Source organism: Polycladomyces subterraneus (assembly GCF_030433435.1).
In the GTDB taxonomy this organism is placed as follows: Bacteria; Bacillota; Bacilli; order Thermoactinomycetales; family JIR-001; genus Polycladomyces; species Polycladomyces subterraneus.
Window position 1 is genome coordinate 33,354 of record NZ_JANRHH010000011.1, and the last position, 16,377, is coordinate 49,730.

The following is a 16,377-nucleotide window of genomic DNA, read 5'->3' on the forward strand; positions in this document are numbered from 1 at the left end:
ACGGTCCCTCCCGTCAGTCCGCCACCACGCGCACTGGCTCCAACCCGTCAATCTCCACAATGTCCTGTGGATAAATTTTGCGTCCGCGGCGTTCCTCCTCTTCGCCGTTCACTTTCACGACGTGTTCAGCGAGAAACCATTTGGCCTGCCCGCCAGTCTGGATCACATCCAGCACTTTGAGCAATTGGCCAAGCGTGATATAGGGGGTGTCGATCTTGACGATTTGCACGGGGTCTTCACTCCAACTCCTTCTTTTCATCAAGTACAGGACGCGGGCATAGTAGATTCACTTACAGGATTTTGCCCGCGACCTCCACATTACCGCTTTTCAATTCTTCGCTCAGGCGGACTTCGGTCTTCGCCCGCCTGGGAAAACGTCACCGACTCATGGTTAGACCAAACATACACTAACGCGTGCGGATCGGGACAATCAAATGGAGGGCATCCTCACGGTCGGCCGGTTGGATGACGAACGGTGTCATCGTTCCCGTAAAGGTGATGCGGATCTCTTCGCTGTCCACGGCCCGAAGCGCCTCCATCATATATCGGGCGTTAAACGAAATGGTCAGTTCTTCGCCGCTTACCTTGGCGGGAACCTCTTCTGTCGCCACACCGACATCCTGTGCGGCCGAAGTGACTTCCACATGCCCTTCGGCTTTCACAGTCCATTTTATCACATTGTCACGTCCATCCCGACTAATTAATGAGGCACGCTCCACTGATTCCAGCATTTCGCGGGTGGAAGTGACCATCTCCGAGATACCGCCTTGGGGAATGACACGGTTGGTGTCCGGATAATTCCCTTCCAGCAGTCGGGAGAAGAACAGCAGGTTGTCCGCTTTGACCAGGATTTGGTTGTCGGCAACGACCACGTCCACCCAACCGTCCTGATCCGCCAAAATCTTGGCCAGCTCTGACAAGCTCTTGCCAGGGATGACGACATTGTGCAAATCCAGTTCCGGATCAGCTTCCACCTCGGCTTCCCGGCGGGAGAGTCGGTGACTGTCGGTGGCGACGAAAATGAGGCGGCCATTTTTCAGCTGACACAACACCCCTGTCAGCACGCCCCGCGCCTCTTGTGTGGAAACGGCAAAACCGGTTTGCCGGATCATCGATTTTAACAGATCCGCCTGCATGCTGAAAGTTTGATGTTCCTCCAGTTGTGGCAGACGCGGGTATTCCTCAGCATCCAGCCCGTTCAGCTGGAACTGGGCCTGACCCGAACGAATCGTGGTGATCAGACGGTCTACCGTCCACTCCACTTCATCACCCGGCAATTTGCGTACGATATCTCCCAAAATGCGTCCGGGTAAGACGATATTTCCTATTCTTTCCACATTTACTTGTTCCTTATCATCTACTCGGTGGGGAATTCGCACTTGAATCGTCAGATCGGAGTTCATCCCGGTCAACGTCAAGCCTGTGTCGTCAGCCGAGACTTTGATCCCTGTCAATATGGGGATCGTCGTTTTTTGCGATACCGCTTTGGACACTTGGGACACGGCTTCCACCAATGCCGCGCGTTGTACGCGAAAATTCATGGGAATCCTCCTTTTTGGTTTCTCCTCTGCTGATGTGGATATGTTGGGGATCACCTGGTTTGTTGGCGTATCTCAAAGGAGTGGTCGGTGAATACGGCGAGGATGTTTTTGGGCGGTTCCTGTTCTATTTCTATATTGGATTAATAAAAAAGCAGAAGCACTAGTAGTAGGGCCTGTGGATAATGTGTATAAGTGGCGTAAACCCAGATGTGACAGCGTATTTGGATGTGGATAATGTGTGTACAAGCTGGGGATAAACACCTATGGTTATCCACAATCATCCACAGCCCTGAAAAGAAAAGTGATCCACAGTTTTTCTGTGAATAACTTGTGAATCACTAGGTCGTCCGCTGACGGATACGGCTTTTCAACTCTTCGATCGCCTGTTGCAGATGGGGATCGTTTTCGACGATCTTGGCGATTTTTTCATGAGCGTGAATCACTGTTGTATGATCCCTTCCACCGAACTCTTCCCCGATTTTCGGCAGGGAATAATCGGTCATTTCCCTGGATAGGTACATAGCGATCTGTCGGGGGAATGCGACACTTTTCGTCCGTTTTTTTCCTTTGAGATCCTCCAGATCCAACCTGTAATAGTCGCTGACCACTTGTTGAATGTCCTTAATTGTGATCGCTCGCGGTCCGGATTGAGTGACCAAATCCTTGAGCGCTTCCTCCGCCAGTTCGGCTGTAATCGGTTTGCTCATCAGCGCGGAGTATGCGACGACACGGATCAGTGCCCCTTCCAGCTCCCGAATGTTGGTATCGACGCGGTTAGCGATGAAAATCAACACTTCATTGGGAATGTTGAGATTGTCTGCAATCGCTTTTTTGCGCAGAATAGCGATTCGCGTCTCCAGATCGGGAGGTTGGATGTCCGTAATCAGTCCCCATTCAAACCGGGAACGGAGCCGATCTTCCAATGTGGGAATCTCCTTGGGCGGCCGATCGCTGGAGATGACGATCTGTTTGCTTTCCTCATGCAACGCATTGAACGTGTGAAAAAACTCTTCCTGTGTCTGTTCCTTGCCTGCGAGAAATTGGATGTCGTCGATCAACAACACGTCAACATTGCGGTATTTGTTCCGAAAATCCACCGTTTTGTTGTCTCGGATCGAATTGATGAATTCGTTGGTGAATTTCTCAGATGACAGATACACCACACTGCTGCCCGGATTATGACTCAATACATAATGCCCGATTGCGTGCATCAGGTGTGTTTTGCCCAACCCGACGCCACCGTAGATAAACAGGGGATTGTACGCTTTGGCGGGTGCTTCTGCCACCGCAAGCGAAGCCGCGTGTGCGAACCGGTTACCCGAGCCGATCACGAATGTGTCGAACGTATACCGGGGATTGAGCATGGTCTTGGGTGATTCGTCCATTTCCCCCGGCTCGTTCGTCGGCGAGACCGTATCAGTGTTGTCATTTGCTTTCGACGAGTGTGTGACGAACTGTACGCCGATCACCGACCCCGTTACTTCCCGCAAGGTTTCCCGCACCAAATTGGAGTAGCGGGATTCCAACCAGTCGCGGGCAAATTCGTTTGGCGCCGCGATGATCAGCGTCTGATCCCGGTAATCCACTGCCTCTGTGGATTTCAACCATGTTTCATAACTGGGTTTGCTCAGCTTCTCCTGGATGTACTGCAAAGCACGATCCCATAGCTGTTGATAATGCGTTTCCATCTTCTCCCCCCTTCCGACACTGTCCACAGGTTTATCCACAAAAATGAGAAACGGTTTGCGCGCTCATAACAACAAAAAAAGAGAGTTACCCACAGTATCCACAACCTGTGGATAACTTTTTCCACACCTGTGGATAAACACCCACAGAGTTATCCACAACTTGTGGATAAGAGGAGTGAGAGCAGGAGTTATCCACTGTGGAAAACATCAATATGATATCAAAAGATCCCAGTAATGACAATGGAGTGGGGATGAGATATCCACAATCCACAGGGATGTGGACAACAGTTATCCACAGGAGTGGATTTGTGGATAACCCAGGGGTGAACGGTGGATAACTTCGTATCGGGGGGAGGAAGAGTTATCCACAATGGAGGATCGGTTTCGAAGAAAGTTGTCCACATGTGAATAACAAGGGGGGTGTCGGCCTTTGGATTCCTTGACAATCTTTTACCCATCTAGCTATAATGAGAAAGAATGTCGTCGGAAACTCACATCCACATTTGTGGAAAGAATATAGAGGAAGGGAGGAAACCCGGTTTGGGTGGCGATCGGAGCGCCACTGCTGCACTGTGAGGTTAGTTTCGCAGTGTCAGCCATTATCGGGGAATGTCATGAAACGGACCTATCAACCGAGCAAGCGTAAACGGAAAAATGTGCACGGCTTCCGCAAGCGCATGAGCACGAAAAACGGCCGCAAAGTGTTGCGCAACCGCCGTCGCAAAGGCAGAAAAGTACTGTCTGCGTAAGGCCACCGTCCCAGCGTGGCCTTTTTTCCTATTAAAACGGCCACGGGATGTTTATTTTCCCGCCACTTCGCCACATAATGGAACTAGCGGCTCACTCCAGGAAGGAGGGGCTATGTTGCAGAAACGATACCGCTTAAAACGGCGAAATGATTTTCGGCGCGTGTTTCGCACGGGGACATCGGTGGCCAACCGGCAGTTTGTCTTGTATGTGTATGATCGCGGCAACGACGAACCAATGCGCGTGGGCGTGTCGGTCAGTCGCAAGGTGGGAAACGCGGTGACGCGCAACCGGATCCGGCGGCTGATCAAGGAAGTGGTCCGACGGTGGGTCGACTCACTGCCGAATGGCGTGGACCTGATCATCATCGCCCGTGCACCGGCAGCAAAGATGGATTACCATCAGGTGAAATCCAGTTTGCGTCACGTCTTTTCCCGGGCCAAGTTGTTGTCCAAACCGGTCGTTTCCGAAAAGGAGCGTGGTGGATCGGGATGAGGACGATCGCATTGTGGCTGATCCGGTTTTACCGCAAGTTTCTCTCCCCGCTGAAACCGCCTACATGCCGTTTTTATCCCACGTGTTCGGCATACGGCTACGAGGCGATCCGAAAGTATGGCGTCATCAAGGGCGGGTGGTTGACGGTGAAGCGGATCGGCAAGTGCCATCCCTTTCACCCCGGTGGTTACGATCCGGTACCGTGACATACCAAAAACCGCGATAACCGTTCAGATTGACAAGGAGGAATCTCCCTTGCAGGGACGTCGCATACTTACGATGATTCTGATCGCTGCAATGGTGTTGACCGTTGCCGGTTGTGCTCCCAGTACCACTGCCAAGCAGCACCATATCGATCCAAGCAAAAGTTTGTGGGACCGATTTTTTCTCTATCCACTCACGGTGTTGATGGATTCAGTCAAAGGGGTGCTGGGGAACTATGGTTGGGCGATTCTGGTTCTGACCGTGCTGATTCGTCTGCTCATCCTGCCTCTGACGATCAAACAGATGAAGAGTTCCCAGGCGATGCAGAAGCTTCAACCGGAGATCAACCGGCTGCGGGAGAAGTACAAGGACAATCCGCAAAAAATGCAGGAAGAGACTGTCAAGCTGTTCCAGAAGCACAATGTCAATCCGATGGCCGGATGTATGCCGTTATTGATCCAATTGCCGATCCTGATCGCGTTTTATCAGTCGATCATGTATAACACCCATATCCGCAATTCGGATTTTCTGTGGATGCATCTGGGCTCTGCGGACCCGTACTACGTCCTGCCGGTGCTGGCTGGGGTGACCACCTATCTGCAATCGATCCTGATGGGCATGGGCAACAATCCGCAAGCGCGCGTCTTCCTGTTCGTCATGCCGGTCATGATCTTCGTGTTGGCGCTCAGCTTCCCGTCGGCGCTGGCATTGTACTGGGTGTATAGCAACTTGTTTACCATGGTGCAGTATTACTTCATCGGAGATAAATATAAAGTGAAGCGGGAGGGTGCGGCCCGTTGAAAAAGGTAATTGTAACGGCGAAGACGGTTGAGGCGGCAATCGAGGAAGCGTTGCGCCAATTGAACACTTCGCGCGACAAGATCCGCGTGACCGTGCTGGAGGAGCCCAGCCGTGGTTTCTTCGGTTTGTTCGGCGTGCGCCCCGCCAAAGTGGAAGCGGAACTCATCACCACGCCCGTTGATGATGCCGTGCAATTCCTTGAAAATGTTCTCGCGACGATGGGGGTCACCGCCACGGTGGAGGCGCGAACCGATTCCCGCCCGGTGGTGATTGACATCCGCGGCGATGAGCTGGGAATGGTGATCGGACGTCACGGCCAAACGCTGGATGCTTTGCAGTATCTGGTCAATATCGTGGCCAACCGTCATCACCCGGGTTATACCCGCTTTCAACTGGATGCACAGGGGTATCGCAAGCGGCGGGAGGAGTCCCTCCAACATCTGGCCGATCGGATTGCCAAACAGGTACTGAAATCGGGCAAATCCGTGGCGTTGGAACCGATGACGCCGATGGAACGCAAGGTGATTCACACCCATATTCAAAAGTATGACAAGCTGACCACTTACAGCGAAGGGGAGGAACCCCGCCGACGCGTCGTCGTCGCCTTGGCCACCAAAGCGTGACGTTCGTTTCACCCAACTCTCCGTACGGGGAGTTTTTTGTTTATCGGAGGAATCCGGGAGATACTATGTATTTGATTGAGGAAAAAGTCCCCATTGTGACCATGCAGTTGAGATTTGGCGATTCGCGGTTGAGTGTCAAGTTGCTTTTGCGGTATGGTATCCTAATGTTAATCGATGGTTCGGATATGAGGTTATGAGGTGAACAGAGATGGAAAACGATACGATCGCGGCCATCTCCACGCCTGTAGGAGAAGGTGGGATCGCCGTCATCCGGGTGAGCGGCCCGGAGGCGATTCCGATCGTGGATTCGGTCTATCGTGGAAAACAATCGCTGAAAGAAGCGAATTCTCATACGGTACATTACGGGCATATCGTTCATCCGGAGACAGGGGAACGAATCGACGAGGTATTGGTCACCGTGATGCGAGCACCCCGCACGTTTACGCGGGAAGACGTGGTCGAAGTGAGTTGTCACGGTGGGATGATCCCCGTCAAAAATACTCTGGAAGCCCTGTTGTCGGCCGGTGCGCGGCTGGCGGAGCCGGGCGAATTCACCAAACGCGCATTTTTGAACGGACGGATCGATTTATCGCAGGCGGAGGCGGTGATTGACCTGATCCGCGCCAAAACGGACCGGGCGGCCCGGGTCGCCATGCACCAGGCAGAAGGACGATTGTCCAAGATGATCCGTCGCCTGCGCCAAAAAATCATCGAATCCCTGGCTCACCTGGCGGTTAATGTGGACTATCCCGAATACGACGCGGAAGAGATGACGGCCAACATGCTGCTCAAGGAATGTCGCGAGGTGGAAGCGGAAATTGACCGGCTGCTGCAAACGGCCCGTCAGGGCAAAATTTTGCGTGAAGGGATTGCCACGGTGATCGTTGGCCGTCCCAATGTGGGCAAATCGTCTCTGTTGAACGCGCTCACGCATGAAAATAAAGCGATCGTTACGGACATCCCAGGTACGACCCGGGACGTGATAGAGGAATACGTGAACGTACGGGGAGTGCCTTTGCGTCTGATCGACACCGCCGGTATCCGGGAGACGGAGGACGTGGTGGAACGGATCGGTGTGGAGCGTTCCCATCGTGCAATGGAACAGGCGGATCTGGTCATTTTGGTACTCAATCACAATGAGCCTTTGACCGAGGACGATCGTCGGTTGATCGAACTCATCCGTGAGCAAACCGCCATCGTGATGGTGAATAAAACCGACTTGTCCCGACGGATCGATTTGGATGAGGTAAAGCGGCTTATCGGCGACAAACCGCTCATCACCACGTCATTAAAGGAAGAGCGGGGGATCGACGATTTGGAGCAAGCGATTGCGGATCTCTTTTTTACCGGCAAAATGGAAGTGGGAGATACGGCCATCGTCAGCAACGCTCGCCACATTCACTTGTTAGTACGGGCCAAGCGAAGTGTCCGGGAAGTGATTGAAGGTATTGAATCGGGCATGCCGCTGGATATGGTTGAGATTGATTTGAAAAACGCCTGGCAAGCCTTGGGCGAAATCATCGGTGATGCAGTGGCGGAAGACTTGATTGACCAGATCTTTTCCCAGTTCTGTTTGGGGAAATAAAGGAGGGATGAAAGATGACTTATCGAGCGGGTGAATACGATGTCATCGTGATCGGTGCCGGACATGCCGGATGTGAAGCGGCATTGGCTGCTGCACGCATGGGTTGTAAAACTCTGTTGTTGACGTTGAGTCTCGATACGATCGCCTACATGCCATGCAACCCGTCGATCGGCGGACCGGCAAAAGGGCACGTCGTACGTGAAATCGACGCCTTGGGTGGGGAAATGGCGCGAAACATCGACAAAACCCACATTCAGATGCGGATGCTCAATACAGGTAAAGGTCCGGCCGTGTACGCCCTGCGGGCGCAAGCGGACAAGGTGTTGTATCAACAGGAGATGAAACGGACGATTGAACGGCAGCCCAACCTCGACCTCCACCAGAACATGGTGGAAAAATTGATCGTGGAAAATGGCGTATGCCACGGCGTCATCACCCGGACCGGAGCGGAATACCGCGCCAAAGCGGTGGTGCTGACGACGGGGACGTACCTGCGGGGCAAAATCATCATCGGGGATTTGGCTTACGAAAGCGGCCCCAACAACCAGCAACCGTCCATCAATCTGGCGTATCAACTGCAGGATCTCGGCTTTGAGATGGTCCGGTTCAAAACGGGTACTCCCCCGCGGGTGAACAAAAACACGATCGACACGAGTGTGATGGAGGAACAGCCTGGGGATGATGTGCCACGGGCCTTTTCCTATGAAACAACCGAGTACATTACCGACCAGCTCTCATGCTGGTTGACGTATACCAACGAAAAGACGCATGAATACATCCGGAACAATTTACACCGGGCTCCGATGTATTCCGGCAAGATCGAAGGGCGGGGGCCGCGGTACTGCCCGTCGATCGAAGACAAAATCGTCCGCTTTGCAGACAAAAATCGGCACCAGATCTTCCTGGAACCCGAGGGGCGCAACACGCTGGAGATGTACGTGCAGGGATTGTCCACCAGTTTGCCGGAAGACGTTCAGCTGGCTATTTTGCGGACGATCACCGGTCTGGAAAACGTCGAAATGATGCGGACCGGCTATGCGATCGAATATGATGCGATTGTGCCGACACAACTGTGGCCCAGCCTGGAGACCAAGTTGGTGGAAAACCTGTTCACTGCCGGACAGATCAATGGTACATCCGGTTATGAAGAAGCCGCGGGGCAGGGAATTATGGCCGGGATCAACGCAGCTCGAAAAGTGCAGAGCAAGGAACCGGTTATCCTTGATCGTTCCCAGGCCTATATCGGTGTGCTGATCGATGACCTGGTCACCAAAGGAACGGACGAACCATACCGTCTGCTGACTTCCCGAGCCGAGTACCGGTTGCTGTTGCGTCACGACAACGCCGATCTCCGGCTGACGGAGATCGGGTATCGGATCGGCCTGATTCCGGAGGAACGCTATCGCCGTTTTGTCGCCAAAAAGGAAGCGATCGAGCGGGAAATGAAACGTCTGCGTGAAACCAAGGTGAAACCCACGCCGGAAGTACAGGCGATCCTCCGGGAAGTCGGTTCCAGCGAGCTGAGCAATGCGATCGACCTGGCCAGCCTGATCAAGCGGCCGGAACTGACGTACGCCCACATCGCACAAATCTCCCCCGCACCGGAACCGATCGCACCGGAAGTGGCGGAACAAGTGGAGATCCAACTGAAATACGAGGGCTACATCAAAAAGTCGCTGCAACAAGTGGAGAAAATGAAAAAGATGGAGAACAAGCGGATCCCGGATTGGGTGGACTATGACCGGATTCAAGGCATCTCCTCCGAGGCACGGGAAAAGCTGAAAAAGGTACGTCCGCTGTCGTTGGGGCAGGCCTCCCGGATCTCCGGTGTCAACCCCGCCGACATCTCCATCCTGATGGTGCATATCGAACAGGTCGGCAAAGCGCACGCCAAAGCGGAATGAAAGGAGATCAACGGTCTGGAAACACGGATCGGAGATTGATTTACAAAGTGGTCTAGCCACTTGCGAGCGACACTTTCCCGTTGAGCGCTGCTAGGCCTGGTCTGGTAATTCGATCAGACGGCAGCGTTTGGCCTTGCCCCCGGTTCAAGCGGTCTTGATCGGCTTCCCTGCAGGGTGCAGGTGGAGCGGGCCGGGAAAGCGATGCGGACGATATGGATCAGTCTCGCCCTAGGCAGCTGCCCACCGGGCGGAGACGGGAAATCGAAGCCCACAGGACATACAAGAGTTTGGCTGCGGTTTTTCTTATGGGAGGTTGCAATGGACATCAGTCAGTGGTTACGTGAACAAGCAGCACCGCTGGGAATCACATTGACGGAAAAACAGTTGGATCAGTTCGCACTGTATTATGAACGGTTGGTGGAAAAAAACCGGGTGATGAACCTGACGGCGATCACAGAAAGGGAAGACGTCTACATCAAGCATTTTTATGACTCCCTGCTGTTGGCTGCAGTTGTTCCCATCAATCAAATCAATACGTTGATCGATGTGGGAACAGGCGCTGGATTCCCTGGTATTCCGCTTAAAATCGCCTTTCCTCATTTGCGGGTGGTGTTACTGGATTCCCTGAACAAACGGGTCTCCTTCCTGGCGGAGTTGGTGCGGGAATTGCGATTGAACAAAGTGGAGACAATCCATGGACGGGCGGAGGAATGGGGACGTCGGACAGGGTATCGGGAAGCCTTCGATTTGGCCACTGCGCGTGCGGTGGCAAAACTCAATGTGTTGGCCGAATACTGTCTCCCGTTTGTTCGTATGGGCGGTTCCTTCGTCGCCATGAAAGGGCCTGACGTGACCGAGGAACAGCAGGAGGCGAAAACGGCATTGCAGCGATTAGGCGGTGGAGAAATAGCGGATTATCCATTCACGTTGCCCAAAGAAAAAGGAACCCGTCATTTATTGGTGATCTCCAAACGGGCGAACACACCGAAGGCTTATCCCCGCAAACCGGGAACGCCTGCCAAACAGCCGATTGTGTAATTACCGCCGAGACGACATACATCAACATTTCCCGGGAAATGTCGCATTAACCAATAAATCAAGCGGCCTGCATCAGCGATGCGAGCCGCTTTTCTTTTTTTGCAGTTGAAAAACGAGTCGATCCAAGTGTATATTCCGGGAGGCTTTGAAATAGACGACGGAACCGGGAACAATCATCTTGGGTAGAGAGGACGCTGCCGCTTGGAGATTGGGAAATGAACGAATTCGTTTCGGGGGCAGGCCTTTCATCACGGCGGCCTGTGCGATGGCACGGGCATGGGAACCTACGGTGATCAATCGGGAAATCCCCAGTTTCGCCACCGTATGCCCCACTTTTTGGTGACCGCTTGCGGTGTATGGCCCCAATTCAAGCATATTGCCCAAGACGGCGATGGACGGTCGTGATCCGGCTATGTGTTTCAGTACCTTTAGCCCGGCAATCATGGCGGTAGGGTTGGCATTGTACGCATCATGGATCAATGTGCTGCCATGGATCCCGGGTAGCGGTTGCAGTCTTCCGGGAGGAACAGCGTATCTGCTCAACCCCCGTTGAATGAGTGTGGTAGGGATGCCCAGTTTTCGTGCGGCGGCGATGGCTGCCAATGCATTGTAGACGTGATGTTTGCCCCATGTGGGAATAAAATAGGGAATCCCGTCTACCCGAAACTGCATGCCTTTGGTTGTGAATCGGATGTGAGTGGCTCGAAGATTGGCCGGTTGATCGATTCCAATCCGGATGATGTTCCCATGGAACAGATTCAAATTGAGTTGTTTGGAACCGGGATCATCCGCATTGATGATCAGCGTTCCCCCGGGTTGGATTCCCAGGATCAGTTGTTGTTTGGACCGAACCAAGTTGTTCAGTGATCCAAAATTACCGATATGGGCTTCCCCGATATTAGTGATAATCCCGATGAGGGGCTGGGCGTATTGGCAATGGACACGGAGGTGTGGGGGGCTTACTTCCAGCACAACGACGCGGTGAAGACCGTTTAGCCGAAACAGATGGGAAGGAAGAGAACGCAGCAAATTTCGATTATACAACGTCTTCAGAGTGGGATATTTTTGCTTGGCGATGGAAGCGAGCATTTCTTTGGTTGTCGTCTTTCCCGAACTTCCTGTAATTGCGACTACTGTGGCACGAGATTGCTCTCGTTGCCATCGGACCAGTCTCCATAATGCCTCTGTGACATTGGGAACGGTGATCAGCGGATGATGGCGGGGAATCCATCGTTCGCCCCCCAATGGTGCCACTACACCTGAACTTTTCTTATGTTTCAAAAAAGAGGCTGAACCAAAACGTTTTGGTTCTAAGAAACAGATCATTCCCGATTGGAGATGCTCCGCACGCCGGTATACCACACCGCGGATGAGTTGATGTTGGGGACCCCGGACGATTTGTCCACCTACTACACTGGCCAGTTGTTTGAAAGTGAGGGGAAACAAAGGGAATTCACCTTCCATCTTTGATAGTCTCTAGCAGTATATGTACCAACACAGGGACGAACAGGGGACACTTGTTTATGGCAAAGAAAACCGGCTTCTGTACGATGACGAAACCGCGTCTTCATTTGGTTTTTGTTATCTCCCCGACTGCTACTACTTTGTTTCCATCAATATCGGCATTGTCGGAGGAGCGTAAGGAGGAGATGAACCATCCGGTTCGAGTTCTGGTTAAATAAAAAAAACACCGCATCGACAAATGCGGCGTGTGGACGATATCGCAAAACGGTGACAAAGTGCTCCTTTTGTACCAGCTGGGATATAGTCATCACCCCAAGTTGTTGATCAAGTTGTGCAACCCGCGCAATGCCAATTTTCGCTTCTCGATCTGTTGGAATTCCTGCCGTTTGGAGCTATTGGAAAACGGCGTGAACAGATCGTCCCACGAGCTGTATCCGTAAGCGTCTTCGAAATCGATCGAATCGCGTTTGAGCGCGTTTTTGGGAGCGCTTTGTTCCAATACTTGCCGTGCGGCATCCTGTTGTAAAAATGATGTGCGTTCCTTTGACTGGATGGGCGGATTGACCATTTTCGGCTTGGGCTTGATGGGAATTTCCGAACGTTTGGGCGGTGTCGCCACCCGCGATCCGGCAGGAGACGGGGAATGCACCTGCGGCTTGGCTTCTTTGGTCGGAAGGGACGTTTTTTTCGCTGCGGCGGGTTTTCGTTTTTTCTGTTTCCCCGCTTCCAAATAGGAAATCTGATCATACGATTTTGATTGAGGCCTTGCCGTTCGGGATTCCGGTTGTGTTTCGTTATCCTGCCAGACCAAGGATTCCGACCCCGTAGAAGATGAACGCCAACTGGATGCTTGGGTATCGAAGGTATGGACTCTTCGTCCCGCACGTGACGGGTCTAGGCGAATCAAATGTTGTTTTGATTTCTTCTGTTGTGATGTTTCAGGTTCCTGTTCCTCCTTGGAGGTGGACAACGAAGGGTATCCTGCCCAAATTTCCTCTACCCTGTAAAGGGACTCCTTCGGTGCCGCATCGGACTCTTTTGCTGGTACCGGCATCTCCGGTATATGGAGTTGTGTGTCTGGAGTCGGTTCCAGATCGGCTGGTTTGTCGTTTCCAATGTTCCGGTACCCCATCATCTTTTTGCGCAAGTGTACCTCGCGTTCCCGATAGACAGGTTCGGAAGAACCAGATTCGGGGACGGCTTGGTCCACCTTTTCCGCTGGTTTTTTCAGCATATCGATTGGCTCTGCCGATTTCCCATCCATACGAAATAGGTCGTGACGACGGACCATTTTTTCACGTACAAATCGTTCCCGTTCCTGGACCACATGATCATCCGGCAACGTCTTCCTTGACGATGAGAGAGGTCTGCTTACATAAGCTTGAATGACCCAACCGTTCCCTTCTCCCGGTGCGGAAAAAGTTTGTACCTGCATAATTGGAGACACCGAATCTTCCGGCTGTTCAGGCTTCTGAATGATCTGAGTGGGTTGTCCCATGTGGGGGGATTGGTACATCATTGAAAACATCGTTCCCGGGTTTGCCGGCATATACAGGACTGAATATCCCTTTTCAGCGACGGCGTGTGCCGCTTTTTGTCCCGCTTGACCGGCTCCAATCACGATCACATGATATTCACCGCCTGTTGGTTGCATGTTGCCTCCTCCTTCGTTGATTCGCTTACCGAACAAGCATCACCTTTGCACGATCCGATCCAATCCAACCCAATCCATCAGGTCATTCTCGCCGATCCAACATCAGTTCGACGGTTTTTTTCGACAAATACAGCGGTTGAATACTTGCGGTTGAAACCTAGAAGAAAATAGCCAATCCCCCAGGTATCCCTGGGGGTGGCGAAATGGGTTTGGAGAGATTAATCGTTGTCATGGGACATCTGTTCTTGAACGGAGGCCGGCACCGTAAATTCTTCCTGAATGGTGGCGGCGGCTTCTTGAATGTTTTCGGTCGGAACGGTACGCGATTTGGATTGCGAGAACTTGCAGAGACCGAAAGCGTTGGCAAACTGCGCTTCGATTCCGTAGTCTTGGGCAAAAATCAATTTGTCTCCAAAACGTTCGCGGTAAAACGGTTTGAAGGGGATGGAGGCACCACCGGTTAGGATGATGTAGGTAATGTCGTCGCCGTAGTCCAGACGGTGCCATACTTCGTCCACCAGTGCGTTCCCCACTTCGGAAATACATTTTTGTACGATTTCGGAGACGTCGTACACTTTTCCTTTGAAGCTGATTTCTCCGGAACGGATCACCCGGTTCAGGCTCCAGATCGGGTACTCTTTACCGTTGCCGTCCGGGTCGACGTCACGGGTAAACTCAAGAAGGCGTTTAGACAACAGGTGATATACGTTCAACATCGCATGACGAGAAGTGAAGCTTTGCCGCTTGATAATCGTTTCGCCATGCAGGGTTTCAATGTCGGAAGTACCGAATCCGAGGTCGTTGATGCTCACTTTTTGGATAAAAAGATCCTCGTTCAACAGTTGACCGTCACGGTCCAATGCGATGTGGAACAACGTCGCCATCGGCTGGCTGATCACATAGAGGTTTTCCCGTTTCACTTCAAATTCGATCCGACGGAAGGGGAGGTTTCCTTGCTTAATTTCAAAACTGTGTTTGCCAATCAACCGGCGTTTCAATTCCTCTTTGTAGTCGATGTAGCTGTCGGTGGGCAGAGCTACCGAGATAATTGGCTCCGTGCTCCCTTGCAACATCAATCCAGTGCTGACACGGAACATAATCAGGTATTCTTTTTCACGGAACCAGGTCGGACTGAACAAACGCCGTTCGTGTGAGTCGAACAATTCGTCATCGCCAGACTGTTCGATGGCCAATTTACCACAGAACCATTCCCGGTCTCCGTCTTTTTCGCGATAAATGATGTTGTGTGGATCGTTGTTGTATGTAATTTCTCCGACCCGGTTGGGGACCACCATGTTGCGAATAAAGAGTTTGTAGAACTTGTCTCCTTGTCTGCTCACTACTTTGGTACCGTAATAACCCTGGTCATTTCCGATATATACCGGTGTGCTCATAAGGTCTCCTCCCATAATAGAAAGAAAAATTCCTATAATCGATTCTATCAATCCGAATAGACAAGGGTCAACTGAGTTTGGGGACAAATCAATGAATGAGATCGCGTGTATTTTCGGAATGTTCCACGTGAAACATTTGGCACGAACCCATTACATTCCCAGTGCGGCAAGTATGCTTTTCTAAGGTTTGTAAGGTCAATACGCGCTCCGTGAAAGGGGTCTCATCAATATCAATCAGGATTTGTCAAGCAGGGGGACGGCGTTGGATCTCGAATACAAAGATTGTAGCCCTTCGGCAAGTTTATGAGTTGAAGCTAGGTGGTGTTCAACGAAATGAGAGATCCTTTCTCTCGCTTGTTCGGTTTGGTAGACAAAGAGGAACAGGAAGAAGTCAAACAAATTCCCGTTGATACGATTCACCCCAGTCCGTATCAGCCACGTGCGATTTTTGATGACGAACGGATCGATGAGTTGTGCCAAACCATTCAAACCCACGGTGTGATTCAGCCCGTGGTGGTCCGGCGGATCAAGAAAGGTTTTGAGCTGATCGCCGGGGAACGCCGGTGGCGGGCGGTGAAAAAGCTGGGTATGCGGACGATCCCCGCCATCGTCAGGGAAATGAGCGATGCACAAGCGGCATCGGCATCCCTCATCGAAAACCTGCAACGAGAAGGGTTGACGGTGATCGAGGAGGCGATGGCCTATCAAAAGTTGATCGAGCTGCATGGCCTTACACAGGAAAGCCTGGCACAGCGTTTGGGAAAAGGGCAGTCCACAATCGCCAATAAATTGCGCCTGTTGCAGTTGCCGGAACAAGTGAAAGAAGCGCTGCTTAAGAGAAAGATAACCGAACGGCATGCTCGTGCGCTGTTGGCATTGCGGGATGAAGGGATGCAGGTTCGTTTGTTGAAGGAGATCATCGAAAAAGAATGGAACGTCAAGCAAACGGAAGAGCGTGTGAAAAAGTTATTGGAAAAGGTGAATCCCCCCAAAAAACCCCGCAAGCGGGCCGTGTCACGGGATGTTCGGATCGCACTGAACACCATTCGTCAATCGTTGGATATGGTCAAACAAACCGGGATGACCGTCCTGGCAGATGAGAACGATACCGAGGACTACTACGAGTTGGTCATTCGGATTCCCAAGGGAGACCGGAAGTAATGTACACTTGATTACGGGAAAGAAAGGGTGTTACATAAAAGAGGAAGGTATCCGTGTGATGAGAAGAACCGGGCAAAA

General features: G+C 52.1%; 15 protein-coding genes. 9 read left to right on the forward strand and 6 right to left on the reverse strand.

The features are described 5' to 3' along the window. Nucleotides 1–13: 13 nt before the first annotated feature. From yaaA to dnaA, 3 genes are all read right to left on the reverse strand, one after another. Nucleotides 14–259 carry a S4 domain-containing protein YaaA gene (gene yaaA / locus NWF35_RS01185; protein ID WP_435873802.1) on the reverse strand — a complete coding sequence of 82 codons (246 nt, stop codon included), beginning with the start codon at nt 257–259 and terminating at the stop codon, nt 14–16. A gap of 148 nt (nt 260–407) precedes the next feature. After that, nucleotides 408–1,541, reverse strand: a complete 1,134-nt coding sequence (gene dnaN / locus NWF35_RS01190) for a DNA polymerase III subunit beta (protein ID WP_301237273.1) — start codon at nt 1,539–1,541, stop codon at nt 408–410. A 338-nt stretch (nt 1,542–1,879) separates the two neighbouring features. Next, nucleotides 1,880–3,229, reverse strand: coding sequence for a chromosomal replication initiator protein DnaA (dnaA, locus tag NWF35_RS01195; protein ID WP_301237274.1), 1,350 nt, complete (start codon nt 3,227–3,229; stop codon nt 1,880–1,882). A 614-nt stretch (nt 3,230–3,843) separates the two neighbouring features. On the opposite strand from dnaA, the gene rpmH reads away from it, so the two are divergent. From rpmH to rsmG, 8 genes are all read left to right on the forward strand, one after another. Then, nucleotides 3,844–3,978, forward strand: a complete 135-nt coding sequence (gene rpmH / locus NWF35_RS01200) for a 50S ribosomal protein L34 (protein WP_205492374.1) — start codon at nt 3,844–3,846, stop codon at nt 3,976–3,978. Between the two features lie 115 nt (nt 3,979–4,093). Next, the gene (gene rnpA / locus NWF35_RS01205) at nt 4,094–4,471 is read left to right on the forward strand and encodes a ribonuclease P protein component (RefSeq protein WP_301237275.1); all 378 of its coding nucleotides are present in this window, start codon (nt 4,094–4,096) and stop codon (nt 4,469–4,471) included. Beyond that, a complete protein-coding gene (gene yidD, locus NWF35_RS01210; protein WP_301237276.1) occupies nt 4,468–4,677 on the forward strand; it encodes a membrane protein insertion efficiency factor YidD in 210 nt (69 codons plus the stop codon). Before rnpA ends, yidD begins: the two co-directional genes overlap by 4 nt. Before the next feature lie 49 nt (nt 4,678–4,726). Then, nucleotides 4,727–5,476, forward strand: coding sequence for a YidC/Oxa1 family membrane protein insertase (locus tag NWF35_RS01215; RefSeq protein WP_435873797.1), 750 nt, complete (start codon nt 4,727–4,729; stop codon nt 5,474–5,476). Then, nucleotides 5,473–6,099 carry an RNA-binding cell elongation regulator Jag/EloR gene (gene jag, locus NWF35_RS01220; RefSeq protein ID WP_301237277.1) on the forward strand — a complete coding sequence of 209 codons (627 nt, stop codon included), beginning with the start codon at nt 5,473–5,475 and terminating at the stop codon, nt 6,097–6,099. Before NWF35_RS01215 ends, jag begins: the two co-directional genes overlap by 4 nt. Nucleotides 6,100–6,307: 208 nt before the next feature. Continuing rightward, entirely contained in the window at nt 6,308–7,684 is a 1,377-nt protein-coding gene (mnmE, locus tag NWF35_RS01225; protein WP_301237278.1) for a tRNA uridine-5-carboxymethylaminomethyl(34) synthesis GTPase MnmE, read from the forward strand. Between the two features lie 14 nt (nt 7,685–7,698). Next, the gene (mnmG, locus tag NWF35_RS01230; RefSeq protein WP_301237279.1) at nt 7,699–9,588 is read left to right on the forward strand and encodes a tRNA uridine-5-carboxymethylaminomethyl(34) synthesis enzyme MnmG; all 1,890 of its coding nucleotides are present in this window, start codon (nt 7,699–7,701) and stop codon (nt 9,586–9,588) included. 318 nt (nt 9,589–9,906) lie between these two features. Further along, nucleotides 9,907–10,626, forward strand: a complete 720-nt coding sequence (rsmG, locus tag NWF35_RS01235; RefSeq protein ID WP_301237280.1) for a 16S rRNA (guanine(527)-N(7))-methyltransferase RsmG — start codon at nt 9,907–9,909, stop codon at nt 10,624–10,626. A gap of 72 nt (nt 10,627–10,698) precedes the next feature. On the opposite strand, the gene NWF35_RS01240 is transcribed toward rsmG, so the two are convergent. The 3 genes from NWF35_RS01240 to NWF35_RS01250 all read right to left on the reverse strand — a co-directional run bounded on the left by NWF35_RS01240 (nt 10,699) and on the right by NWF35_RS01250 (nt 15,138). Beyond that, the gene (locus tag NWF35_RS01240) at nt 10,699–12,072 is read right to left on the reverse strand and encodes a UDP-N-acetylmuramoyl-tripeptide--D-alanyl-D-alanine ligase (protein ID WP_301237281.1); all 1,374 of its coding nucleotides are present in this window, start codon (nt 12,070–12,072) and stop codon (nt 10,699–10,701) included. 325 nt (nt 12,073–12,397) lie between these two features. Next, nucleotides 12,398–13,744 (reverse strand): FAD-dependent oxidoreductase, encoded by a 1,347-nt coding sequence (locus NWF35_RS01245; protein WP_301237282.1) that lies wholly within the window; start codon nt 13,742–13,744, stop codon nt 12,398–12,400. A gap of 218 nt (nt 13,745–13,962) precedes the next feature. Beyond that, nucleotides 13,963–15,138 carry a ParM/StbA family protein gene (locus tag NWF35_RS01250; protein ID WP_301237283.1) on the reverse strand — a complete coding sequence of 392 codons (1,176 nt, stop codon included), beginning with the start codon at nt 15,136–15,138 and terminating at the stop codon, nt 13,963–13,965. 333 nt (nt 15,139–15,471) lie between these two features. Here NWF35_RS01250 and noc point away from each other — a divergent pair, with 333 nt between their 5' ends. Further along, nucleotides 15,472–16,299, forward strand: coding sequence for a nucleoid occlusion protein (gene noc, locus NWF35_RS01255; RefSeq protein WP_301237284.1), 828 nt, complete (start codon nt 15,472–15,474; stop codon nt 16,297–16,299). Nucleotides 16,300–16,377 lie beyond the last annotated feature (78 nt).